This is a genomic window from Shewanella sp. HN-41 (genome assembly GCF_000217915.1).
Classification (GTDB): domain Bacteria; phylum Pseudomonadota; class Gammaproteobacteria; order Enterobacterales; family Shewanellaceae; genus Shewanella.
Genome location: NZ_AFOZ01000026.1, coordinates 1 through 25,565 on the forward strand (window position 1 = coordinate 1; position 25,565 = coordinate 25,565).

At 45.4% G+C, this 25,565-nt stretch carries 16 protein-coding genes; 3 read left to right on the forward strand and 13 right to left on the reverse strand.

Features of this window, described 5'->3' with window-relative positions; genetic code table 11:
* Window positions 1-667: 667 nt before the first annotated feature.
* The 13 genes from SOHN41_RS10350 to SOHN41_RS10410 form a co-directional block, all read right to left on the reverse strand.
* Window positions 668-1,201, reverse strand: coding sequence for a cell division protein ZapC (locus tag SOHN41_RS10350; RefSeq protein WP_007648572.1), 534 nt, complete (start codon window positions 1,199-1,201; stop codon window positions 668-670).
* A gap of 200 nt (window positions 1,202-1,401) precedes the next feature.
* The gene (gene pyrD, locus SOHN41_RS10355) at window positions 1,402-2,421 is read right to left on the reverse strand and encodes a quinone-dependent dihydroorotate dehydrogenase (protein ID WP_007648573.1); all 1,020 of its coding nucleotides are present in this window, start codon (window positions 2,419-2,421) and stop codon (window positions 1,402-1,404) included.
* A 62-nt stretch (window positions 2,422-2,483) separates the two neighbouring features.
* A complete protein-coding gene (locus tag SOHN41_RS10360) occupies window positions 2,484-7,328 on the reverse strand; it encodes an NAD-glutamate dehydrogenase (protein WP_007648574.1) in 4,845 nt (1,614 codons plus the stop codon).
* Between the two features lie 263 nt (window positions 7,329-7,591).
* The gene (locus SOHN41_RS10365; RefSeq protein WP_007648575.1) at window positions 7,592-9,907 is read right to left on the reverse strand and encodes an efflux RND transporter permease subunit; all 2,316 of its coding nucleotides are present in this window, start codon (window positions 9,905-9,907) and stop codon (window positions 7,592-7,594) included.
* Window positions 9,908-9,939: 32 nt separating this feature from the next.
* On the reverse strand, window positions 9,940-10,953 hold the full coding sequence (locus SOHN41_RS10370) for a YCF48-related protein (RefSeq protein ID WP_007648576.1): 1,014 nt from the start codon (window positions 10,951-10,953) through the stop codon (window positions 9,940-9,942).
* Between the two features lie 56 nt (window positions 10,954-11,009).
* Entirely contained in the window at window positions 11,010-12,374 is a 1,365-nt protein-coding gene (locus SOHN41_RS10375) for a DUF1329 domain-containing protein (RefSeq protein WP_007648578.1), read from the reverse strand.
* 13 nt (window positions 12,375-12,387) lie between these two features.
* Window positions 12,388-14,430, reverse strand: coding sequence for a DUF1302 domain-containing protein (locus tag SOHN41_RS10380; RefSeq protein ID WP_007648580.1), 2,043 nt, complete (start codon window positions 14,428-14,430; stop codon window positions 12,388-12,390).
* Window positions 14,431-14,769: 339 nt separating this feature from the next.
* On the reverse strand, window positions 14,770-14,985 hold the full coding sequence (locus SOHN41_RS10385; protein ID WP_007648582.1) for a DUF2835 domain-containing protein: 216 nt from the start codon (window positions 14,983-14,985) through the stop codon (window positions 14,770-14,772).
* 43 nt (window positions 14,986-15,028) lie between these two features.
* A complete protein-coding gene (pepN, locus tag SOHN41_RS10390; RefSeq protein ID WP_007648584.1) occupies window positions 15,029-17,578 on the reverse strand; it encodes an aminopeptidase N in 2,550 nt (849 codons plus the stop codon).
* 84 nt (window positions 17,579-17,662) lie between these two features.
* Window positions 17,663-19,708, reverse strand: a complete 2,046-nt coding sequence (gene prc, locus SOHN41_RS10395) for a carboxy terminal-processing peptidase (RefSeq protein WP_007648585.1) — start codon at window positions 19,706-19,708, stop codon at window positions 17,663-17,665.
* Between the two features lie 28 nt (window positions 19,709-19,736).
* Complete coding sequence (gene proQ, locus SOHN41_RS10400; protein ID WP_007648586.1) at window positions 19,737-20,372, reverse strand: RNA chaperone ProQ; 636 nt, start codon at window positions 20,370-20,372, stop codon at window positions 19,737-19,739.
* Between the two features lie 283 nt (window positions 20,373-20,655).
* The gene (locus SOHN41_RS10405; protein WP_007648587.1) at window positions 20,656-21,114 is read right to left on the reverse strand and encodes a GAF domain-containing protein; all 459 of its coding nucleotides are present in this window, start codon (window positions 21,112-21,114) and stop codon (window positions 20,656-20,658) included.
* 17 nt (window positions 21,115-21,131) lie between these two features.
* Entirely contained in the window at window positions 21,132-21,431 is a 300-nt protein-coding gene (locus SOHN41_RS10410) for a YebG family protein (RefSeq protein WP_037458805.1), read from the reverse strand.
* A 204-nt stretch (window positions 21,432-21,635) separates the two neighbouring features.
* Here SOHN41_RS10410 and SOHN41_RS10415 point away from each other — a divergent pair, with 204 nt between their 5' ends.
* Genes SOHN41_RS10415 through SOHN41_RS10425 form a run of 3 tightly spaced genes read left to right on the forward strand, consistent with a single transcriptional unit; the run spans window position 21,636 to window position 25,513 of the window.
* Window positions 21,636-22,268, forward strand: coding sequence for a paraquat-inducible protein A (locus SOHN41_RS10415; RefSeq protein WP_037458806.1), 633 nt, complete (start codon window positions 21,636-21,638; stop codon window positions 22,266-22,268).
* Between the two features lies 1 nt (window position 22,269).
* The gene (locus SOHN41_RS10420) at window positions 22,270-22,887 is read left to right on the forward strand and encodes a paraquat-inducible protein A (RefSeq protein ID WP_037458807.1); all 618 of its coding nucleotides are present in this window, start codon (window positions 22,270-22,272) and stop codon (window positions 22,885-22,887) included.
* Entirely contained in the window at window positions 22,874-25,513 is a 2,640-nt protein-coding gene (locus SOHN41_RS10425; protein WP_007648592.1) for a PqiB family protein, read from the forward strand. The genes SOHN41_RS10420 and SOHN41_RS10425 overlap by 14 nt, the downstream gene beginning before the upstream one ends.
* Window positions 25,514-25,565 lie beyond the last annotated feature (52 nt).

The following is a 25,565-nucleotide window of genomic DNA, read 5'->3' on the forward strand; positions in this document are numbered from 1 at the left end:
CATCCACAACTTTTTTGCTTTTAGCACTACACAAACAACACCGAGATAACCAGTTCAAGTCAGCGCAAAATGCTAACTCCTGTCTTTAAATCAACAGACGATGCAAATGCCAAAAGGTGCGCCATGGTAATTAGCGAGACGACCGTCCGCCCCAGGCCGCTTTTTGGCATCCATGCCATCGCGGCATTTGTAAACCCTTCACATCAGACGGGCGGCCCTACATCCACGGATGGCTTGAACAACCTTCATGTTTAACTGCCAGTTCGTCATCTGATAGGCAGGACGCCTGAATGTCGTGCAATGCAGGGATGCATGAGAACGACCATGGCTCTCGTTCATAAGCTTAGAAACCCTAGGTTTCTATTCACCGAGTCGTCGAGTAAATGCCATGGCAAACCAGACTGTGTAGTGAGTTTGGTGGCAAAAACTGAGCCGAATTAAGAGTAGCAAGGCTCACGAGTTAACATTCAGAGGCATTTAATAGCAAGGAGTTGAAAATTAATATGGATATAGAAAAAGATTTTCTAGGGGAAAATACTATCGATAGCACATCCGCGCCATAGGGATTAGAGCAAATAATCAGCTAGTGGTGTCTATCAAAAGCAATAGTAATTGATGCCTAATGGTAGATATTAAAATCCATAATGACTATTGATCTGCAACCACACTATGCCGCAACCACATGGCGCTGTACACGCAGTGGGTGTAAGCGGTTATGCATCACTTTAATGGTTTCAAACTGCACCATGGTTTTAGCACCGGATAAAACACATTCGGGCGATAATAACATCACTAAGGCAGATTGCAGGGTGTTTTCAACCACAAGCACGAGTGCCCTTTGCTTTTGGCATTTAAGCTCAAAGACTTTACCCACATCGCTATATACACATACATCACTGGTATCAAAAAACCAAGATTTTGGCATTTGCGGTGTCAGCATAAAATGCGCTGCGGTAGCATTGAGGGCAATTTGCACAATGGCTGCATCGGTTAAAGAAAGGGTTTTAGGCAACTTCTCGAGTAAGCTCATATAGAATTTGGCGTGCGCGATATTAAATTCCATCCTCGATAAGGCATCAGGAATTAATGATTTTGCTTTATAAGCCGTCAGAAATTCTATCTCGGAACCTAACGATACGCCTAATACACCATACGAATCGTTATATTTCCATTGCCAATCCTTTTGCGGCATTAATAACATAACGTTTACCCAGTATTTGAACACTGGGACATAATAGTAGATATTTTATTCAATATCAAAATAAAAATAATAAAATATAAATTATTTAACAACAGCTTAGTAGATCTACTCTTTGATCTTAACTGCGATCTAAAGATCGTTTTAGATCGCAGTTATTTGAAAAGATCTTATTTTAGATCTCTATATTGATCTTAAGATCATTATTTTAATCGGTAAGCTTCTACAATTTCTTTAATTAACTTCGGACCTTGATAAATAAAACCCGAGTAAATCTGTACCATAGTCGCACCCGCATCGAATTTAGCTAAGGCATCCTCGGCACTATTAATACCACCTACACCAATGATCGGGATCTGCCCCTTTAAACACATAGCTAACTGCTTGATCACTTTAGTCGACAGCTCAGTCAAAGGTTTGCCGCTTAAACCACCGCTTTCATTAGCATTAGCAAGACCACTAACACCATCGCGCGTTAAGGTAGTATTAGTCGCAATTGCGCCGTCAAATTTGTTTTTAATCAAAGCCTGCGCAATATTCTCAATTTCTTCACTGGTTAAATCAGGAGCAATTTTAAGCGCGATGGGCACGTACTTTTTATGTTTTTCAGCAAGCTCAAGTTGCTTAGTTTTAATTGCGCTCAATAATTCATCTAATAGATCGCCATATTGCAGCGATCGTAATCCTGGGGTGTTAGGTGATGAAATATTCACCGCAATATACGCCGCATGGGGGTAAACTTTATCCATGCAGATCAAATAATCATCCTTACCCTGCTCTACTGGCGTGTCTTTATTTTTACCAATATTGACGCCGACCATAATATTAGTCTTCTTGGCGAGCAAGTTTTTGACTAAGTTATCGACACCTTTATTATTAAAACCCATGCGATTGATGATCGCTTTAGCGGGCTTTAATCTAAATAAGCGGGGCAAATCATTACCGGGTTGTGGTCTTGGGGTAACAGTCCCCACTTCGACATGGCCAAACCCCATCGCATGAAAGGCATCAATCGATTCGCCATCCTTGTCCATACCCGCCGCTAAGCCAACAGGATTTGGAAAGGTCAGCCCCATAAAGTTCACGGGGGCGGGGGCTATCGTTTGTCCATACAGACACGTTAATGGACTATTGGCAGTCATTTTTAAACTACCTATAGCAAGATTGTGAGCTCGCTCAGGATCCATCTGAAACATGACTTTCTGTGCGATTTTATAAAACATGTACTTTCCTCGACCTAAAAAAAGCCCCGGCGATCGCCAGGGCTTCTGATTGTTATAAAAGTTTACTTTTGGCCTTCGCAGTGAAGGATCAGAAGATTAAGTTCACGTAGGGCGACAGAGAACTTAGCAAACTCATGGCTTTGCGACGTTTTGAAGTCAGCTAACATGTGGAACCATCTTTCCAATAAGCCTTGATTAATCTCAATCCACTGAGAAATCACGCTTTCGGCATCACAGGTTTCACTGCAGGTTCTTAGCACCACTGAACTTAATGCACGTTGTTGCCAATCCAACTCTTCCCTAAAGGCGGCACGAGCCAGTGCCTGCCAATGGTTCGCCACAGGTTGGGCGCTGATCTGTTCTAAGAACCAGTGCAGCTCAACACGGGCGCCGAGTTTGAAGTAAGTCTCGGCAACTAATGCCACAGTCTTATCTTCTGCTTGGGCAATTTGTGCTATGTCTAAGGCTGAGAACAAGGTACTCATATTAGCCACAACGGTCGCAACATCCTGCGGTACACTCTCTCTGACCAAGGCATTGATCTCAGATTGGATACCTTTAGCTTCTTCTTCTACTAGGTATAAATGAACATTCGCTTTGATCTGTTCAAATACCGGTTTGAAGAAGGCAACCGTCTGCTCGATGCTCCAAGTACGGTTACGGTGACGCAGGAACCAGCGACACGCACGGCGCATATTGCGACGTAACTGGTGCAACATCTCACCTTGAACCACAGCAGGTACGATACCGTTTAAGTCAGTGATCGATTTAGTTAATTCAGCTAAACCAAATACTTCGCGAGCCATAGTGTAACAAATCGCCGCATCGGCAACTGAGGCACCAGTCTCATCTTGCATACGTTGAACGAAGTTCAAGCCCATATCGTTAACGAGTTCATTGGCGAGTGAGGTCGCAATGATTTCGCCACGCAGTGGGTGAGTCGCCATTCTCTCGCTGTATTTTTCCTGAAGTTTTTTCGGGAAATAGGCGATAAGCAGTTGGCTTAATAGTGCATCTTCAGTGATTTCTGGCGTCACTAACTGCTCTTTCAGCACCATTTTCGCATAGGCAACCAGTACCGATAGCTCTGGGCGTGTTAATGCACGACCACTGGCTAAACGTTCCGCTAGCTCGTCGTCAGAGGGTAAAAACTCTAAGGCTCTGTCTAACTTGCCTTCTTTTTCAAGATACTGGATAAAGCGGATCTGCTCTTTTAACTGCTCAGCACCGCGTACTTGGGTCACGGAGATAGTACGGGTTTGATCTTTACAGTCCTGCAGTACGATTTGGCCGACTTCTTCGGTCATTTCTTCCAGTAAACGGTTACGCTGCTTAAGCGTCAGTTCACCTTCAGTCACCATAGCGTTCAGCAAAATCTTGATGTTCACTTCGTTGTCTGAACAGTCCACACCACCGACGTTATCCACGAAGTCTGTGTTGATGCGGCCGCCGTTAGACGCATATTCGATACGACCTAACTGAGTACAACCTAAGTTACCGCCCTCGCCGACTATCTTAGCGCGCAGTTCGCCACCGTTGACCCGTAGAGCATCGTTAGCACGGTCGCCGACTTCGGCATGGGTCTCACGGGCTGACTTAACATACGTACCGATACCGCCGTTCCAGATCAGATCCACTGGCATTTTCAGCAGCTCTTTCATCAGCTCAGTTGGGGTCATAGAGGTTTTCTCTGTGGCCAACATTTGCTTCATTTCTGCCGATAATGGGATTGATTTGGATGAACGTAGGAAGATACCGCCACCCTTAGAAATCAACTTGCTGTTGTAATCTTCCCAGCTTGAACGTGGCAGAGCGAATAAACGCGCCCGTTCATCATAACTTAATGCCGTATCTGGATTCGGATCGATAAAGATATGCATGTGGTTAAAGGCTGCAACCAGTTTAGTGTGCTCAGACAACAACATACCGTTACCGAATACGTCGCCCGCCATGTCACCTATACCTAAACAGGTAAAGTCTGTGGTTTGGCAATCGATACCGACTTCGCGGAAATGACGCTTAACCGATTCCCAGCCACCTTTGGCCGTGATACCCATTTTCTTATGGTCATAACCGTTACTGCCACCCGATGCGAATGCATCACCCAGCCAGAAACGGTATTCGAGGGAAATCGAGTTCGCAATGTCGGAGAATGTCGCTGTACCTTTATCGGCTGCTACCACTAAATAGGGGTCATCTTCATCGTGACGCACTACATCCACTGGATGGACGATTTCACCGTTCAAAATGTTGTCGGTAATATCGAGCAATGCGCGGATAAAGATGCGGTAGCATTCTTGACCTTCGGTGAAGAACGCTTCGCGGCCACCTTCGGTTGGCAGTTGTTTACAAACGAAACCACCTTTAGCACCCACAGGCACGATTACGGTGTTCTTCACTTGCTGTGCTTTTACCAGACCTAAGACTTCGGTACGGAAGTCTTCACGGCGATCTGACCAACGCAGACCACCACGGGCGACTTTACCGTAGCGTAAATGCACACCTTCAACCCGTGGCGAATAGACGAATATTTCGAATTTCGGCAGTGGGCGTGGCATTTCAGGGATCAGTGAAGGCATGAATTTAAACGAGATATAACTCTTAGATTCGCCCTTAGCATCCTGTTGGTAGAAGTTGGTACGCAGCGTCGCGTTAATCAGGTCTAAATAACGGCGAATAATACGGTCATCATCTAGGCTAGATACTTCGTCTAACCGTAAATTGATCTGCTCCATAAACTTGCCCAGCGTGCGGGTCTTCAGTTTTGGATTGAACTTACGGATAAACATCTTCACCAACAAATCGGCGATTTGTGGGTAACGACCGAAGGTTTCTTCGATATAGGCTTGGCTGAAGGTCGCATCGATTTGACGCATGTACTTAGCGTAGGCGCGCAGTACCGACACTTCGCGGCCAGTTAAGCCAGATGCCAGAATGATGCGGTTAAAACCGTCATCTTCTAATTTCTTTTGCCACACTTGCGACAGTGCAGTTTGGAACCTGTCTTGGCTGTCGGCGATATTGTCCGTGTTGACAACTTTAACCGTCATCAAGAAGTCTAAGATCCAGAAGGTTGAACCGTCCGTCGTCGTGACTTCATAAGGACGCTCGTTGATCACGCGCAGACCAAAGTTTTCCAGCATTGGTAGCACGTCAGAAAGATGAATAGGCTCATCTTTATGGAACAGTTTTAAACGCACTTTATTGTCGTTCAGCGCCGCTTCCTGCGGTTGATAGAACAACATACCTAGCTTATGTTCATCATCCAACGCTTCGAGTTGTTGCATATCGACAACGGCAGAGCTTGGCAATACGTCTTCTTTATAGCTCTGTTCGAAGGCGTTCGCGTAACGCTTCATCAGATGAGTACCGGCTTCTTCACCTAAGGCATTGTTTAGCGCGGTGCTTAACTTATCTTCCCAAGAACGTGCCGCTTCAATTAAGTTATTCTCTATGGCAGCCACATCTACATCCATATTATTGTTATCAACTTTGACAATGTAGTGAGTACGGGCAAGCGTCGACTCGGAGAAATAAGTCGTAAACTCTACATCTTCTTTGCTGTTGAAATGCTGGGCCAGAATACGCTGGGTATCTTGGCGAAGTTTAGTGTTGTAACGATCTTTAGATACATAAACTAAACAGGATAAGAAACGACCAAAACCATCTTTGCGAACAAAGAGTTTTAGCTTATCCCTATCTTGCATTTCTAACACACCGTGGGCTGTATGCGCTAAATCATCAACATTGGCTTGGATTAGCTCGTCACGGGGTAAATTCTCAAGAATATTTAGCAGGGCTTTATAGTCGTGGGAACGTGGCGTTAAGCCTGAACGATCGAGCACCCGCTGCACTTTTTCGTTCAGCAGTGGGATCTCACGTGGGCTACGGTTATACACGTTTGACGCATACAAACCGATAAATCTATCTTCACCCACCACATTGCCTTTCTTATCGAAACGCTTGATACCGATATAATCGACATAAGCTGGGCGATGTACGCGGCTCTTAGCACTGCTCTTTGTTAGGATCAGTAAGCTGTGATCTAAGGCTTCCTTACGGGCACTATCGGAGAAGCTCGATAACAACAACCCTTGCTCTGGCTGAGCTTTATGGTGCTTGTTCATTAAACCTAAACTAGAGGCAAGATTAGGCACTAGCTCGACATCACCTTCAACACGTTTCAAATCGTATTGGCGGTATCCCAGTAAGGTGAAATGATGATTATTCAAGTAAGTCAAGAAGTTAATCGCTTCGTCTAACTCTTGCTTCTCACCAGGGAACGGACGCTTTGGCAGGTCTTTAATGGTTTCGCCCAATTTAGCAGACATCGCTTCCCAGTCATTGACCGACGCGGCAACATCGGCGAGCACGGATTGAATTTCGCGCTCCAAAGCCTTGATATCGACTGTACTGCTTTGACGGTCGATTTCAATTAAGAAGACCGCAACTTGCTCAGTACTGTCTGGGTTCTGATTCAGATAAGTCACTTTAGTGACCTCTTCTGCTGAACGTTCGATCGCCAACGGAGTATGCAGCATCATATGAGCTGTAATACCCATACGATTCAGTGCCATACCAACTGAATCAACCAAGAATGGCATGTCAGGTTGGATAACTTCGATGATCGAATGGGTCGATTGCCAGCCGTGTTTTGACTGGCTTGGGTTAAATACTCTCAGGTGAGTTTGACCCTTAGGGGTCTTATTTAAGGCGTTCCATAAACTGAGAACGGCACCGTACAAATCGCTATCGTTACGCGCATTGAGGTCGTCTTTCGACATGTGGGCGTAAAGGCAGGTAGCGAACTGTTCAACTTGCTTGGCTTGTGAATTAGGGACTTTAGCGTGAATTAAACTGACTACATTTTCAAGTAGTACTGAAGGCATTGCATCTTTCAAGGCCATGTTGCTGTTTCCTTAAGCGTCTATGGCAGCGCTTTTTTTCATTATTGGATGCTTCGGCTTAACGATCGCAGAATATAAGTGTGATCTGGATCATCGCGCGAAGTTTATTACTAAATCCTCTGTATTTCGAGGAAAATTTTAGTGGTACATCCTGTGTTAATCCAGCAACAGCGTAAAGATGGCACAACAGTTGAACAAAAAATCAAAAAAACAGCTTTTGTATGCAAAACAAATGGGGAGCTATTACTCCCCATTGACTTTATTTACTTAGCCTTAGGCCAAAACACCGCCGCCAGTGCAGGCAGGATAATTATGGCGCCGAGCATATTTACCACAAACATGAAGGTGAGCAGGATCCCCATGTCCATTTGGAACTTGAGCGCCGAGAAAAACCAAGTGCTCACGCCAATGGCTAAGGTTAAGCCAGTGAAAATCACCGCACTGCCCCGCTCGACCAAGGCTTCGTAGTAGGCTTGCTGTACTGGCATACCATTCGAGAGCTTAGATGACATAGTCGATAGAATATAAATACCGTAATCCACACCTATGCCTACACCGAGTGCAATAACAGGTAAGGTACTGACAGCTAAGCCAATATCGAGCTGGGTCATCAAGGCCTGTGCCAGAGTAGAAACCACATACAACGGGATAATCACAGCAACCGTTGCCTTAAAGGACTTAAAGCTGATTAAGCAGAGTACAAACACGGCGCCATAGACGTATAACATCATAGGCAACTGCGCCTCGGCCACAGCTTCGTTGGTGGCCGCCATCACGCCCACAGGACCCGATGCCAGTTTAAACTGCAACTTTTCATTATCCATTTTCGCGGCGACGACTTTTACCTTAGCCACCACAGTTTCAATGGTTTCTGCCTTATGATCCTTCATAAACAGATACACTGGCATAACTGAACAATCGCCATTCAACAGCCCTGAAGTGGTAGGTATTTGGCCTATCGCCTGTACTAAACTTGCCGTCGTGCGTGGCAGCACCTCCCATCTTGGATTGCCTTCGTTAAAGCCTGCGTTCACTTTTTTAGCGACAGAAGCCAGACTCACAGTCGATTCAACTCCGGGGGTGTTACGTACTAGCCATTCAAACTCATCAATTTGCGTGAGCACATCATGGTAAGTACAAGCCTCGGGACTCGCTTCAACGATCACTGTCATCACATCGGTGGTGATAGAGAAGTGATCCGTAATGAAAAAGGTATCTAAGTTGTAACGTGAATCTTGGTGTAATGCCGGCGCGCCGCCCTGCAAATCACCGATTTTCATCTGATTAGCCTGTTGCAGACCGGCAAAATACAACACGACTGTTGCTGCAATCACCACTATTGCGTATTTAGGCGTGGCAAAACGTGCTAAGAAACGCCAAATCGCTTCAGTGCGAACTTCTTCAGCCGTCGGCTCTGCGGTTTTATTGACTTTGATTTCAGTAAAAGAAATCACCAAAGGCAAGAGGATAAGGTTAGTGAAAATAATGACCCCAACCCCGAGGGATGCCGAAATCGCCAGTTCGCGAATAATGCCGATATCGATAGATAACAGGGTAATAAAACCAACCGTATCAGACAGTAATGCCACTCCACCTGGCACTAATAGACTGCGGAATGCCGAAGCCGCCGCCGCTTTAGTGGCTTGTCCATCCAGCACACGGCGTCTTACCGCGTTGATCATTTGCACCCCGTGGCTCACCCCGATGGCGAACACTAAGAAAGGGACTAAAATCGACATGGGATCGAGACCAAAACCAATCACAGTCAATAAGCCGAGTTGCCACACCACAGCAATTAAACTGCACACTAAAGGTAAAACGGTGAGAATGATCGATTTAGAGAAGAGATACACCATGGCTGCGGTGATCAAAATGGCGATCACGAAAAACAACAATACGCCCTTTGCACCATCGGCCACATCCCCCGCCATCTTGGCGAAGCCTATGATGTGTATTTTAATCTTGTCGGTTTCGTACTTACCCCTAAGCTCTTTTTCCAGTTGTGCCGCAAAGGCAATCGTATCTAGTGGTTTACCCGTCTGAGGATCGAAGTCCATCAACTGAGCAGAGACCATAGCCGCACTGTAATCATTGGCGATTAAGCGCCCGACGATCCCCGCTTTCTCGATGTTATCCCGAACAGTATCCAGCCCAGTTTGTGTGGTTGAAAAATCAGCGGGGATCACTGGACCACCCGCGAAACCATCTTCCACCACCTCAGTAAAACGTGTCGAGGGTGAAAAGAGAGATTTCACCTGTGAGCGTTCTACACCAGGAATAAAAAACAGCTGGTCATGGACATTTTTTAAGGTATCAAAATAATTGGCATTGAAAATATTGCCGCTGGTGTCCTCAACCGCCACCATAATACTGTTAGCGCCACCAAAATCCTTTTGGTGCTTGAGGTAAGTTTGCATATAGCTATGATTAAGCGGAATATTTTTAATAAAAGCAGCATCCATTTTAAGCTGACTGGCTTGATAGCCCAAAAAAAATGTCAGCAACACAAAAATGCTCACGACCCATGCGCGATTGCGGAATAAAAATGACTCAAATCCGTTGACCAGTTTTTCTAACATCTTCTCGGCCCTGTTATTGTTGTTTTAAAGTTTTATGGCTTAAGAATAAACAGCCCTTGGCTGCCCGATAACCACACATTTCCTTGGTTATCCTTTGCAATTGAAACTAGGTTTTCCCCTTGGCGACGGGTCACTATGCTACTGCTATCATCCTGATTTAACTGGATGACAATCCCCGCATTACCGACTAAATACAAGGCATTATCCGAAACGGCCATCGCACTATTGATTGAAGATTGCACTGGCATCTCAATTTCGGTCCACTGTGCTAAACTGTGTTCGGCCTTAAACACATGCCCGCGCAACCCCATCACATACACCGCATCTTGGGTTTCAATGGCATTAAACATGGAACCATCATATTCGAAGGAGGTTCGGGTAAAACTGAGCCCCTTATCCTCTGACACGGCAACTAGCCCCAACTCCCCAACGAGTAAGAATCGGCCATCTTTAAGCGCCACTAAACGATTAAAGTGTGGCAACAGGGAGGCCCGCTCAGTTAAATATGCAGCCTGATCGCTGTCTTTAAGCTCAGCTAAATAGGAGACATCCTCCTCGGCCAGCAACTCTTGGTGGAACTCTTCAGTCCAAGTCGCACCACCGTCGTGGGTTCGATAAAACAAGCCATAGGCACCAATCGCCATGCCTTCCTGTTCATTTAAAAACAGCACATCGAGAAAAGGCTTTTCAATCTCCGAGGATTGCATCTGCAGTTTCCAAGTCTGACCGCCATCCTGTGTATGCACTATGGTCGCATCGTGACCCACTGCCCAACCGAGTTTTTCGTTGAGGAAAAACACTTTGGTTAATTGCACCGATGTCGGTGTCGGCACTTGCTGCCAGTGATCTTTAAGTACGAGTACATGGCCACGTTCACCAACGGCGACTAAGTATTGACCCGTATGGGCGATATCGAGCACCAAAGAGGAAGCAGCCAAGGGCTGAATTTGGGATGAAAGAGGCTCTGACACCACAGAATATGAGGGGAGGGAAAATAAACAACCGACACCTAACGCAGCAATACTATGAAGGATGCGAAACGACATACAAACTTCCTTAAACTAATGAGGGGCGCTAAGCGCCCCTTTTATTCGTGACGTATTTAACGGATACCTTCACGACGTAGTGCGTCGGGGGTAAAGTTCGCTTCACTCAGTTTGGCATCAAAGTTATACATACCACTCTGGTTGTCTAACCCCATGGCCAAATAGCGTCGAGATTGCAGATCATGGAACACTTCTAAGGTATCCCACTGGGCAGGGACTTCGTAGTAGTTCAGACCATGGGCAACCGCCACACGGTAGAGCTCATCACGGTTGTCGTATAAATCAGCAATCGACACTTGCCATGAGTCTTCGTCAAGATACATTACGCGGGTTTTGTAAATATGGCGCATGCCATCTTTGAGGGTCGCCTTCACTTCCCATACGCGGTGTTTTTCCCAACGCACATACTCAGGGTTAATATGACCAGGTTTCAAAATCTGATCATATTTCAGCTTGTCTGAATGTAATTTGTAGTCGTTGTACGGGATATAAATTTCTTTCTTACCGACTAACTCCCAGTTGTAACGTACTGGTGAGCCGTTAAACATATCGAAATCATCCGTGGTACGTAAACCGTCAGACACTGTACCCGGCGTGTCAAAAGCCACGTTCGGTGCCTTACGTACACGACGTTGCCCCGTGTTGTAGGTCCAGGCTTGGCGTGGCAATGCTTCTTGATCCATGGTTTCCTTCACAAGCAATGCCGTTCCCGCTAGACGTGCGGGTTGAGTCACCACTTGCTTAAAATAGAACAAGGTATTGCTGGCTTTTAACTGATCTAAAGTCATCTCAGGACGAGAGTACTCAAAACGAATTTCTTCGGCGGTTTCAACGAGTGTATAACTCCCATCGGCGGTCGGTGCAGCTTGGCTACGAGACGTCTCAACGTCCACACCACGGAAACGTAAAATATGGTTCCAAATGGCCTCTAAACCATTAGCAGGCAGTGGAAATGGAATACCAATAGAAGCACCAGCAATACCATTACCTTGAGCGACTAATTCCGCACGGGTGGCATTAGCTTTAGTCGCATCGTAGACAAATTGTGGCACAGAGGCGCTGCGGCGCGTCTTATACACATTCATCTTGTAGCTTTCTGGGTAAAGCTCAAATAATTTCATCTGACCCGGAGTCAAAAAGTCCTTATATTGAGCCTTGTTAGCATTAGTAATGGTAAATTCGATCTTATCCTCGGGGAAAGGATCAGGGTGATGCATCCCCTTGGTATAACCCGCTACAGGCTTAGTGATCCCACCATCCCATGCAGGAATAGAGCCGTCAGCATTCCCCGCTTTTTCAGCCCCTAATGGGGTAAATTCGCTGCCAAGTTTAGCCGCATCAGCCTCTGACACCTTAGCCATAGCGACTGGCGCTACGAGTGCTAACATCACTGCACTCGCCAATATCGTCAGTTTCTTCATTGTTTTAGTCCTTTTAGATCGAATACTTGATATTGAATGAAACATAATCACGATCTGCCATCGCATTTGTCGTACCGACTCCGCCAAAGAAATTGTTGTAGGAGATATCTGCACCCCAACGGTTTTGGTAATCGAAGTTCACCCCTAGCGCGACAGATTTACGTCCCTCAGTGAACAGGAACATAGGATCCGGTGTAATACCGTCAACATCGTGGGAGAAAATCACCCGTGGAGACATGTTCACACCCGCAAACAGGTTGTTAAAATCGGCTTTTGCCACTAAACGGTAACCCCAAGCAAAATCCGTTGGGAACGGGTTAGTCTCAGGACCATTATGCAGTGCTTGAATGATCCCCGGCATATCTGGATTGCCACCGGAACGCGCAGTACCTGGACCATTTAAACGCAGTTCATCAAAACCAGGCATATCATGGATCCACACCCCACCGACTTCAGCCAACATAGTTAAGTTATCTAAACCTAAGGTTGGACCAAATAAATGGGTGAAAGTCATCTGTGCCTGTGTGGTATCTAGACGGATAAAACCATCCACGGTCTCGCCCGGTTGAACCCCATCAATCTGCGAAATACCATCGAGATCGGGACGAATACCCGCATTGGCTAACTGTTGTGGCATACCGGCGAACAGCAATTCAACGTCATCGATTTGCAATGGTTCATCTTGACGATGGGCAATTTCCCCCGCCACAGAAGTATCACCCACTAAGGTATTAAAGCTAAAGCCATAGAGTTTAATATCTTCTGGATAGACGATTTGCGCCTTAGAGAAACTCTTTAAACTCAGCAACAATTCACGATTGATATCACCCGCATTTTGGCCAACGGTCGCCAGATCCGATAGAAGCGCGCCCGTGCTAAAATCCGCCGCTGTTCCACTAATAAGTGGACGACGGCTATGGTAATTCATGAAATAAACACCAAATTCGGTTTCACCTAACTCTGGCGCGTAATATCCCAGTTTAATACCGTATTGGCCATCATTGCTTGGTTCTTCTTCATCCTGTACTAGCGTCACTTTCGTTGGGTAGGCTAAAGCCATAGAAACCAATTGCTGTGTCGGAATAGATTGTCCGCTGGCGATCATCCCCGCTAAACGCTCATATTCTTGCATCACAAAGTCTAAGTTGATGTCTGGGTTAGCGTTAAAACCCAGCTGCGCATTCTGGTTATAACCACCAAAACCTGCAAAATCGTTCGTCGCAAAAATAGAGCCAGGTGTAGGTACCCAAATCGGCTCCCAATCATATTGATAGAAAGCTTCTACCGATAACGACTCTGTGATCCCAAGGGATGCCCACACCATGCCCTGGGGTCTAAAGGCTTCTTTTAACTCGGCACCGGGCGCGTTAAGAATATTCAAATCCACTGCGTTGATTTCACTGAGCCCGTGGGCAATGAGGGTACTTTCACCCCAAGAAACCACTTGATTACCAACACGAATCGATAATGGATTAGCCCCATCATTAAGATCGAAATTGGCATAGACAAAGGCATCTAGCAAACGGATATCTTTACATTGCACTTCTGAGGCGCGGCTATCTTCACAAGGATCAAATTCTTTACCCGTTATCGGATCATTGTAGTCATAACTGCCATCATTCAGTTTACGATCATAAAAATACATACCACGGGCAAATAAACCGTAGTTTTTGTATTTTAATGAGAGTTCATGCAACCCTTTGATAATTTCAGAGGTGGTATCACCTTGGGAATAAAGCAAATTACTTAAATCGTTATTGCTAGAATAGGAGCCAGGTTGGGCCCAAATTTCTGCCGATGTGTATTTTGTATTGCCAAAGGCAGTATAGTTAGACCAATCAAACTGAGGTTGGTTAACTTTACCAATCTGACCTTCCCAATCTCGCTCTCCAACACGCCAGCTCGCACCAGCCGTCCAAGTTGAGTCAAATGTGCCTTCAACCTCACCCCAATCAAATGAGACCGCATTTACGTTCGACACGACCAATAAACTCAATGCCGACGCCACCCCCAAAGCAAGCGCCGACTTGTTAAAACTATTTTTAACAATTTTCATTTTAGCTCTCCGTACCCTGCTGGATTCTTTTGTTTTAGGAATTACAACCAACATCTTGTTAGCTCACAGGTAACATCATTGTTACAGCAATTAATCCCCATGAGCAAGGCACAGTTAGAGAAAATTTTCTAAAGAATTAAGCACGTAGACACATTTATGTCATGGGCAACACAGAAGATATTTAAATTAGAAAAGGACAAGATAGAATGTGATGATGAAAACAGAACAAAAAATCATATATTTCATTAACATAATAATAAAGAAAACATCATTCTTTAAAATGAGTAATCAGCCGACCGTTTAAAGTAATTACTCTAATAAAAAATAACCTAATTGTCCCTAAACACGATTTAATGAAACAAATTGCCCCTTATCATCAATAACTAACTTGAAATGGCCATGAATGCCATTTTCAGTTAAAAAACCTCTGAAATGTCGACCGTTGATCCACAGTATTCGTCCTCGACTTTCGCGCACTTCCACCTTATCGGCAAGCCCCTGATAATAGGGTAAAAAGTCTTGATAACTAATTGTAAGTTTAAAATAAAATTCCATGAATGTTGAGGCGGCAAATACTGCCGCCCTCCTTCATCAAGTCTTAGTTAGCCAAGGCTTTTGAGACTTTTTCATACATATCTTTCGATAATTCCGGCAAGGCTAACAGTTGTCCCAAGCATGCCCTGATTTGCGATTGTCGCGCCTTATCAAACTTCCCAAATTGGATCAAAGGAGTCACCATACGCGCGGCGACCTGCGGATTAAGTTTATTCAAGGTAATGAGGCACTCAGTTAAGAAGGCATAACCTTTACCATCGGCACGGTGAAATTGATAAATATTGCCCGCAGCAAAACTGCCAATTAACGCGCGTACCCGGTTAGGATTGCTCATGCTAAAGCTGCCATGTTGCTGCAATTGTCGCAGGGTATCAATCACCCCATCGGCATTACGTGTCGCCTGCAGCATAAACCATTTATCCATCACTAATGGCGTATCGTGCCAACGCTGCTCAAATGCCAACATTAAGTCATGGCGACAGGATAAATCACCCACATTAGCGGCCATTAATGCCCCTAGGGAATCGGTCATATTATTCGCCTGTTCAAACTGGCTTACCACAAAATCTTCCGCCTCAGCGGATACGCGGCTTATCCAATTTAGACACTGATTCTTAAGGACACGGGCCTGCGTACTTTCCACCGCCACTAGCATACGGTACAAGGCTATCAACTCATCTTCGCAATATGAAGCAAGTTCAGTTAATACAAACTCTCGGGCTAATGCTAAAGCGTCCAAATCGACACTTTCTGCCTGCTCAATTAAGGCTGAGGCCGTCGGTATTGCTAATATTTCAGCAATTAAGGCAGGGTCAAGCTCAGGATCAAGCAACACTCCCTTAAAGCTATCTCGCACTCTCTCATCGAGTGTCATCGTTTGTTGTTGCTGTAAATGGGCCACATTTTGCCATATGGCTTGGCTGACAAGCACCACCGAGGCTTCCCAACGGGCGACTTCACTCGTTGCAAAGCGCATTAAGTGAACCAGTTGATCAACCTCAAAGTTGTAGTGCAGTTTTACTGGCGCAGAGAAATCTTGTAGTAAAGAAATAACCGGTTTATGGGTTAATCCTTCAAAGCTAAATACTTGTTCAGTTTGGGTAAAATCGAGCACTTCATTCACTGAAGATTGGCCATTTGCATCTAAGAGTTCGATGCTGAATGGAATATGTAACGGCAATGTACAGTTCGCTAAACTTTGTTTGAGGGTCAACTGATAGACGCCCGTTTGCGCATCAAAACTGTCCATCACGGCCACTGCTGGAGTACCCGCTTGGCTATACCATAAACGGAATTGAGTTAAATCGACACCGCTGGCATCCTCCATCGCCGCCACAAAATCATCGCAGGTCACAGCTTGGCCATCATGACGTTTAAAATACAGTTTCATGCCCGCCTGAAACTTGGCTTCACCAAGCAGAGTGTGCATCATGCGAATGACTTCGGCGCCCTTGTTATACACTGTCACCGTATAAAAATTATTCATCTCAATCACAGATTCTGGGCGGATCGGATGGGACATTGGCCCAGAATCCTCAGCAAATTGCTGATTCTTGATCACTTTAATTGCATGAATCCGATTCACTGCTCGCGAGCCTAAATCCGAACTAAATTCCTGATCGCGGAAAACCGTTAATCCTTCTTTCAGACTTAACTGAAACCAATCACGGCAAGTCACACGGTTACCAGTCCAGTTGTGGAAATACTCATGGCCCACTACAGACTCAATACCGTGATAATCCTCATCGGTAGCCGTTAAGGTATCTGCGAGTACATATTTAGTATTGAAAATATTTAGGCCTTTGTTTTCCATCGCCCCCATATTGAAGAAATCGACGGCAACTATCATATAAATATCGAGGTCATACTCGAGATCAAATCGAGACTCATCCCAAGCCATGGATTTTTTAAGGGATGCCATCGCGTGTGTTGCTTTGTGTAAATTACCTTTATCGACAAAAACTTGTAATAATACTTTACGGTCACTACGGGTAATAAATTCATCTTCTAACAGATCAAAATCCCCCGCCACTAAGGCGAACAAATAGGCGGGTTTTGGGAAAGGATCCTGCCAGCAAACATAGTGACGACCTTCGGGTAATTGACCCTGTTCGATCAAGTTGCCATTACTCAATAAATACGGAAATGCCGCCCTATCGGCCTCAATACGCACAGTATATTTTGCCAATACATCGGGACGATCGAGGAAATAGGTAATTCGTCTAAAACCCTCAGCCTCACATTGAGTGCAATAGGCGCCATCGGACATATATAAACCTTCAAGGCTTGAGTTAGCCTCTGGGTCGAGTTGGGTCTCTATGGTCAATTCAAATTCATCAAGGTTTGTCTCAAGCAGGAGCTGACCTTGGCTAACTTGATAAGGCACAGTTTCACCATTGATGGAAACGGCAAGCAAGATTAAATCATCACCATCGAGTATGAGTGGCAATACATGGGATGAAGTGCGCTTGATCTTACTTACGGCCTTTACACGGGTATCTTTACCCGCCAAATCGAAGGCTAAATCGATGGTTTCTATTGTAAAATGAGGCGCTTGATAATCTTTTAAGTATTTTGCTTGAGCTTGTGTCATTTCGAACCCTTTAACATTGATCTAAATAAGAAAAAACGCGCCATAAGCGCGTTTTTAAATGGGATAAATCGAGCCAATTATCGCCTATCGTGCGTTAGTTTTGGCCAGCTTTTTAGCATCGACCATATCTAAGGTGATATAAGCAGTTTCATCTAAAAATGCATCCGGTAATTCGGCTTCGTCTTTAATGTCTTCCATTGATTTAACGGCTGCTAAACCATTTGCCACACGACGTTCATTGGTTCTATCGAGCACTTTCTTCTCATCGGCTTCACGGGAGGCAATACGCTCACTTTCAACCAGAGAAACCGTCTTCTCTTTATGGTGTTCTTTAAAGTCTGCAATATCTTGATTGATATAAGCAAACTCTACACTGTTTTTGATACGGTTCAGGTGCTTGGCCTCAAGGCTAGTCACTAACTCAGGAGTAACATCATTGAGTGTGCCATATTGCGCCATCGGTACTTTATCCCAAGGCAAGGCATTCTTTTCTTCTGCTTCACCGTACTCACCTGGCTCTAAGGCACTTGGGTAAGCAATATTTGGTGTCACACCTTTAAGTTGAGTGCTGCCGCCATTGATCCGATAGAACTTTTGAATCGTGTATTGCACATGGCCGATTGGTTTCTCATACATATCATAGATACGACCAAGGCTCTTATGCTGTTGCACTGTGCCTTTACCAAAGCTTGATTCACCGACAATTAAAGCACGGTCATAATCTTGCAATGCAGCGGCAAAAATCTCAGAGGCTGAAGCGCTATAGCGGTCAACCATAACCGTCAAGGGACCTGAATAGTTTGTTTTACCATCATTATCACGGTGTGCAGAAACGCGTCCATCGGCATCACGAATTTGCACCACTGGGCCCATGTCGATAAAGAGGCCCGTCAGCAATACAGCTTCGGTTAAGGCGCCGCCACCATTACCACGTAGATCGATCACTATGCCTTCGACTTTGGCTTCGTTAAGTTTGGCGAGTTCTTTTTCCACATCCTGCGACAAATTCATGTAGAAACCAGGAATTTGGATCACACCGACTTTGCGATTAGCGTACTCGCCGTCTTTAGGTTCAATCACCTTAGATGTTGCGGCACGATCTTCTAACCGAATTTTGTCACGCACTAAGGTGACATTGAAGGGTTTGGCATTTGAACCGCCCTTCTTTGGTAGAATTTGCAAAACGACCTTGCTGCCCTTAGGCCCTTTGATCAGATCGACCACATCGTCTAGGCGCCAGCCGATCACATCGACAATCTCGCCACCTTCTTGGCCCACACCGACAATCTTATCCTCAGGAGAGAGCTTTTCACTACCTGCGGCAGGGCCGCCAGCGATTAAACTCTTGATCACAGTGTAATCATCTTCGAGTTGCAGCTGAGCACCAATCCCCTCGAGGCTCAAGTTCATTTCCATTTGGAAACGCTCGGCATTACGTGGAGAAAGATAACTAGTATGTGGCTCAATGCTACGGGAGAAGGCATTCATCACGCCTTGGAATACGTCTTCACTATTGGTTTGAGTCAAACGTTTGATGGCGTTGTTATAACGCTTTTGCAGAATATCAACGATTTCAGGCCATTTCTTGCCCGTCAACTTGAGGTTAAGCGCATCGTACTTAACACGTTGACGCCATAATTCGTTAATTTCAGCTTGATCCTTTGGCCAGGCAGTGTCCTCTCGGTCGTATTCATAGGCATCACCTGGCACAGAGAAGTCTATCTCTTGATCCAGCAGAGACAAGGCATAAACAAAACCTTCATAGCGACGTTTCTGCACCACATCAAACATCTTATATGCGGGTTCAAGCTCGCCTGAAGTCAGCATATCGTCGAATTGATTGATGTAGGGTTTAAAACCGTCGACATCCGCTTGTGTTAACACATTGCGGCGATAGTCTAACTGCTGCAGATAACGGTCAAAAATTTGCGCAGAAAAGGCATCATCAAGATTAAATCTATGGTAATGCGAACGAGTGTATAAGTCCGTCACTCTTTTGCTGGCAACCTTATGTTGCGCTTCCTGCTGGAGAGTGGGTAACTCGCTGATTTGAATCGAGGGTGGTACAGCCCAAGCCGAGAATCCAACAAAAACAGTGGCGATTGAGGTAGCCAAAGTGAGTTTTCGCATCAACAAGTTACTCCATTTAAATAAATGATTACAGCAGGATATGTTCCGCTTTCACTTTTATGGTTAGGCCACTATCTAGCTGAACATGAATATCCTCTTTGTTAATATCAGTGATCACACCGGCTACGGGTGTCATACCTAACTTAACATTGACGCGTTGTTTCTTCGTCAAGTCCGTGAGTTGCGCTTGGACTAAATTAACCACAGGAGCCGCTTTGGGAGCGGGTTTAGCGGGACGCTCAGTCTTAGGGCGCGGAGGAACGGCAACTTTTTTGGGAGCTCGTTTGGCTGGCACTTTCGCTGGACTAGGCGCCTGTGCGGCACGTTTTGCCTTCGCTTTATCCTGACTTTCTTTCAACATAGCTTGAGCGTGATCTATATGCTCTTGTTCTAACTCGCCGCAAGGCTCGCCATCAAGATCCACGCGCTGCGCACCTGCTTTCACAGACTTCAGGTAACGCCAGCTGCTTGTATAACGTCTTAAGGCCACTCGCAGTTGAGTTTTACTGACTTTAGAATCATCAGCCAACCTTTCAGCCAAATCTTGAAACAATCCGATTTTTAATGGCTTAGTTTCACCTTCAGCAATAAAGCACAAAGGAAATGTTTCATACAAATACGCCAAAATTGCATTGGTGTCGGTCAACTTATCTGTTGATTCCATCATTACTTCCACAGTCAAAAAGGGACATCGAATTCGAGGCGATATAAATCAGCTTCTTACGTGTCGTTTATCTTGGTTAAGCTCACTATCGAGCCAAGGTACAAATTAGCATTCTCGCCGCATTTACTAAAGTTAAAAAACATAACTTAACAATTTTTTACGACTTAACATATCAAGCTTATTGATGACATGGCCGCCAGCGTAAAGCTTAATCGGTGCAAGCGCATATTATAAGGCGCACGCTACCGATTGCGACCATGAATTATGCGTTATTGTACGCAAATTAATCAAATAGGCAGCTTTCGAAGCTTTTAACCAATAATTCCAGCCCCTTTTGGTCTTCTTCATCGAATCTGTTGAAGACGGGGCTGTCAATATCGAGCACAGCAATCACCTTACCTTGGCTTCTAACTGGCACAACGATTTCTGAATTACTGGCTGAATCACAGGCAATATGACCATCGAACTGATGCACATCGGCGACGCGCTGAGTCTGATTGGTCTGTGCGGCAGTACCACACACGCCCTTACCCATTGGAATACGAGTACAAGCCACTTTCCCTTGGAAAGGGCCTAAAACGAGCTGCTCACCGCGCATCACATAAAACCCAACCCAATTGAGTTCGGTAAGATTGTCATTGAGTAAGGCAGAAAAATTAGCCATTGCCGCCACGAAATCATCTTCCCCTTCTAATAGGGCAAGAGTTTGGCGATTTAATGACTCGTAAAATTTAGATTTCATCACATTTCCTAACCACTTTATTCGGCAGCTTCCGCCTTTTTGGTCACTTTCTTGGCTGCGGTTTGATTTGTTGGCGTACTATTAACCTGAACCACGCCTTTAAGCAAGTTCGTCAGCTCATCTTTATTGTTAGCAAAATAGAATGCGAGTCGTTCGCTCAGACTTTCATCAATACCTAATTCTGCTTTTTGAATGAAAGGGATCAAGTTATCGGCGATATCGAGCATCTTATCGTAGGCATCAGCCTCCTTTTTCGATGTGAATGTCATCTTTTCAACCCCTTCTCTTACCACGACAAACTGTGTAATAACTGCCATGACTGCCCTCGCACTGTTTTTATATACAGTGCGCAGAATGACATAGATTGAACTTGTGATGCAAGTGTTCTGATTAATCTGATATTATTAGGCCGCTTTGGTTATAAGCTGAGTCTAAGTGTTTAATGTTTCGGTGTTAAACCTTAGTTCTTACTGGCTATTCACACATATGCAGCAATGTTGGGGCTAAGTTAATATTTTTATATGCATGAAAATACCGCAGAAAACTCTGTAATCCTCTGTCGTTCCTGCGACTTGGCTATTAGAAAAAGAGCCCTACCGTCTGGGGTTAGAGCCCTATGCCCGCGCTGTAGCACTGCCCTTTATGACACACCATACTGTTCAGTCAATGGTATGTTAGCTTTGTGTGTCACAGCATTGATATTTTATTTCCCTGCCAATTTTTTGCCCGTTTTAGAGATCCACTTCTTAGGTAGCATTCGCACTACAACGGTTTTCCAAGGCGCATTTGCCGTATTTGACCAAGGCTATTGGGTTGTAGGGTTGGCCGTGCTCGCCGCGGCAGTTATCGGCCCAGGTTTGCTTATCCTGTCCATACTTGCACAAATTTTGATTGTAAAATGGGGACTTTCAGTTGCCTTTTGGCGCCGTGGTTTAAAGCAGTTATTGAAGCTGCAAGGGCTGCTTTCCCAATTAACTATGCTGGAAATCTACGTCATCAGTTTCTTAGTTTCGTCGTTCCAACTCTCCGATTTTTCGGATATTTATTTTGGAATGGGCACATTTTGCTTCACAATGCTATTTCTCGTGACCCTATTTTTACAACGGGAGTACGATCTCGAGCATATGTGGACGCTATTGGATGGTCATCGTTAGTATGAAACCACAAGGAATCGACTTAGGTCTATGTTTATGTCGCGTTTGCCGACAACTCAACACGAGCGATCGCACCCATTGTCGACGTTGTGAGTCCGCACTGCAGCTCCGTGATTATGGCAGTTTGCAAAAAAGCTGGGCCTTGCTCATCACTGCCGCTATTTTATTGATCCCTGCTAACCTATACCCTATTACAATGCTGACTAATCAGGGGCAAGTGCGTCACGACACTATATTTTCCGGTATCGTCCATTTAGTGCATTCCGACATGCTACCCATTGCCATTATCGTATTTATTGCCAGCATTTTAGTGCCTTGGGTTAAAATAATCGGGCTTGCCACTTACCTGTGCGCGATCAGTTTTAATCTGCCGATTTCAAAAAAGAAGTTAATGGTGGGATTTCATGTGATCGAGTGGATAGGCCGTTGGTCTATGCTCGATTTATTTGTTATTTCACTTACAGTTGCCTTAGTCAATATGGGGCAATTGCTCGATGCCAAACCCGCGCCCGCGGCAACGGCATTTGCATTGGTTATTTTGCTGACTCAGCTTGCCGCAAAAGTGTTAGACACTCGTTTACTCTGGGATCGATTGGAACCTCAAGATGACACAAATTGAATCGCCAAAAGTTGTGAAGAAAAAGCTCTTTTCCCCTATTTGGCTGCTTCCCATTGTCGCGCTCGCCCTCGGCGCATGGTTGGGGATAAAGAGCATAAAAGAATCGGGCATTGAAATTCAGATCCATTTCCCGAGTGCAACAGGGATCGATGTGGGTAAAACCCTAGTCAAATACCAAGGCCTTACCGTCGGTAAGGTAAAAGACATTGGTATCGACGAGGATCTTAAGGGCGTAAACGTAAAAGTCATGATGGACTATCGCGCTAAGCCTTTCTTAAATAAAGAAACGTTATTTTGGTTAGTTACCCCCAAAGCCAGTATCACCGGCGTTGAAGGCCTAGATGCGTTGTTTTCGGGTAACTACATTGCCATTCAACCTGGTAAAGGTAACACCACGGCTTTCTTTGAGGCAGAGCGGCAACCACCACCCATGCAGGTAGGTTCAGAGGGCGTGATGGTCGAATTAACCTCGGATAAGCTTGGATCCTTAGACGTGGGGTCGCCTATTTTCTTTCGCCAAATTCCCGTTGGAAGCGTTGCCAGCTACCGTTTAGATGGGAATGACAGCGTCATTATCAGTGCCTTTATTCAAGAGCAATACGCCCATTTAGTGAAGAAAAGCTCCCACTTTTGGAATGTCTCAGGCGTCAAAATTGATGCATCGCTGTCCGGGGTTAAAGTCAGCTCGGAGAGTCTAGCGTCAATTCTGGCTGGCGGTGTCAGCTTTAGTTCGGTCGATAAGGCTCCCGCAGCACAAAACGGTGACAGTTTTGCATTATTCGACTCAGAGATCAGTGCGTTAGGCGGGGTTGAAGTGAGCCTGACCATGGAACAAGGTAATGGGGTAAATAATGGCACTCAGATTGTTTACCGCGGTATTACCATTGGCAGTATTTTGAGTAAACAGCTCACGGAAAATGGTGTTGCCGCAACCGCTAAATTCGAACCTCAATATGCCCATTTATTAACCAGTGATGGCATGTTTTGGCTTGAGGGTGCCGATATATCCCTCTCCGGGATCAAGAACCCAGAACGTTTACTCACGGGCAGTGTGATTAACTTTCTTCCGGGCACCAGTGCTAACACCACATTACCAGAGAGTTTTGCCCTGCAATCAAGTGCACCGGATTTAATGCAATCTAAAAAGCGTCTCTTGACCTTGATATCACCTGAAAACATGGGCGTTACTGCGGGTGCCGAAGTACGTTATAAACAGCTTCCCATTGGTCATGTGCTGTCGGTTAACTTAACCCAGGACCTATCTGCGGTGGAATATCGGCTCGAGCTGCAGCCCGAGTTTGCCAGTTTAGTTCGCAGTGACAGTTATTTTGTCCCCGAGTCGGCCCTGAGTATCGATGCCTCCCTCGAAGGTGTCTCTGTTAAAACAAGGGATCTTGCCACCCTGACCAAAGGAGCGATTAGCCTTATCCCTGGCAGCAGTAAAACACCGCTCGTGGGTGATACTCGTCTTTCGCTCTTTAGTTCAGTTGAAGCGGCAAACGCATTTTTTGAGCGCCAACATCGTGTGTACCTAACGCTGATAAGTCAAGATGGTGCCGATGTGAGCCAAGGCTCACCGATTTACTATAAGAAAATGCAGATTGGGACGGTAGAATCCGTGAACTGGCAAAGTAAGAGTGAAGACTTTGCCATAAAACTGGCTATTGATAAGCAGTTCCAACCTCTGCTGCAAAAACCTAAGGTGTTTTGGCGTAACAGTGCCCTTGATATCAGTGCCAGTCTTGCAGGTATAGATGTTGCCATTGCCCCCTTGCAAGGTGCATTAAAAGGCAGTATCAGCTTAGGACTGCTTGATATACCCTCCACAGAGCCAAATGCTGCAACACTCAAGCTCTACGAGAATCAACAACTCGCGTTAGCACAGGCACAGGCTATTCGTCTCACCCTGCCCGCCTCGGCTAAACTGGCTGCGAAGGCGGCGATTCGCTACCGAGGCCATCAAGTGGGTGAAGTCTCACAGGTTAAATTAAACAGAGATCTGAATACGTTAACCGCCACCGCCTACCTCTATGGTGAATATGCCGATCACTTCAGCCGTAGTGACTGTGAGTATTATGTCGTGGAGGCACAGATCTCCCTCGCGGGCATCAAAGCGCCAGAAACCTTAATCACAGGCCCCTATATTAGCGTTTTGCCGGGTAAAAATAGCCAAAAAGCAACTCAGTTTAATGCCAATATGGTTGAGAGCAGTTATGCCAATGTTCCAGAGGATGCACTTAAATTTACCTTAGAAGATACGAACTTAGGCTCGATGAAGATAGGCAGCCCCATATTCTTCCGTGGAATTCACATAGGTCAAATCGACAGTTATGGCCTATCAGCTCAAGGCAATAGCGTGTTGATGCAGGCCCATATTGAGCCGCAGTACCGCCATTTAGTGAACCAAAGTAGTCAGTTCTGGGATGCATCTGGCATTAAAGTGGATGTTGGCCTCTTTTCAGGTGCGCAAATCGAAACAGGGTCGCTGGAAACCTTACTCGCGGGCGGTATCAATGTGGCGACGAAGGACACGACTCAAGGGGATAATCATTTAGCGACGGGCACTGTATTTAGATTACAGCACAAAGCCGAAAACGAATGGCAGGAATGGGCGCCAGCCCAGTAATCTGCCCACACTTAACCCATTAACATCAGGCGCATTATGCGCCTGATGTTAT

Bases quoted from the DNA above. Each gene is read 5' to 3' on its own strand.
- SOHN41_RS10375 (WP_007648578.1), bottom strand. From the start codon at position 12,374: ATGAAGAAACTGACGATATTGGCGAGTGCAGTGATGTTAGCACTCGTA.
- SOHN41_RS10380 (WP_007648580.1), bottom strand. From the start codon at position 14,430: ATGAAAATTGTTAAAAATAGTTTTAACAAGTCGGCGCTTGCTTTGGGG.
- SOHN41_RS10360 (WP_007648574.1), bottom strand. From the start codon at position 7,328: ATGGCCTTGAAAGATGCAATGCCTTCAGTACTACTTGAAAATGTAGTC.
- SOHN41_RS10410 (WP_037458805.1), bottom strand. From the start codon at position 21,431: ATGGCAGTTATTACACAGTTTGTCGTGGTAAGAGAAGGGGTTGAAAAG.
- prc (WP_007648585.1), bottom strand. From the start codon at position 19,708: ATGCGAAAACTCACTTTGGCTACCTCAATCGCCACTGTTTTTGTTGGA.
- pyrD (WP_007648573.1), bottom strand. From the start codon at position 2,421: ATGTTTTATAAAATCGCACAGAAAGTCATGTTTCAGATGGATCCTGAG.
- SOHN41_RS10425 (WP_007648592.1), top strand. From the start codon at position 22,874: ATGACACAAATTGAATCGCCAAAAGTTGTGAAGAAAAAGCTCTTTTCC.
- SOHN41_RS10350 (WP_007648572.1), bottom strand. From the start codon at position 1,201: ATGTTATTAATGCCGCAAAAGGATTGGCAATGGAAATATAACGATTCG.
- SOHN41_RS10420 (WP_037458807.1), top strand. From the start codon at position 22,270: ATGAAACCACAAGGAATCGACTTAGGTCTATGTTTATGTCGCGTTTGC.
- SOHN41_RS10385 (WP_007648582.1), bottom strand. From the start codon at position 14,985: ATGGAATTTTATTTTAAACTTACAATTAGTTATCAAGACTTTTTACCC.
- pepN (WP_007648584.1), bottom strand. From the start codon at position 17,578: ATGACACAAGCTCAAGCAAAATACTTAAAAGATTATCAAGCGCCTCAT.
- proQ (WP_007648586.1), bottom strand. From the start codon at position 20,372: ATGGAATCAACAGATAAGTTGACCGACACCAATGCAATTTTGGCGTAT.
- SOHN41_RS10365 (WP_007648575.1), bottom strand. From the start codon at position 9,907: ATGTTAGAAAAACTGGTCAACGGATTTGAGTCATTTTTATTCCGCAAT.
- SOHN41_RS10415 (WP_037458806.1), top strand. From the start codon at position 21,636: ATGCATGAAAATACCGCAGAAAACTCTGTAATCCTCTGTCGTTCCTGC.
- SOHN41_RS10405 (WP_007648587.1), bottom strand. From the start codon at position 21,114: ATGAAATCTAAATTTTACGAGTCATTAAATCGCCAAACTCTTGCCCTA.
- SOHN41_RS10370 (WP_007648576.1), bottom strand. From the start codon at position 10,953: ATGTCGTTTCGCATCCTTCATAGTATTGCTGCGTTAGGTGTCGGTTGT.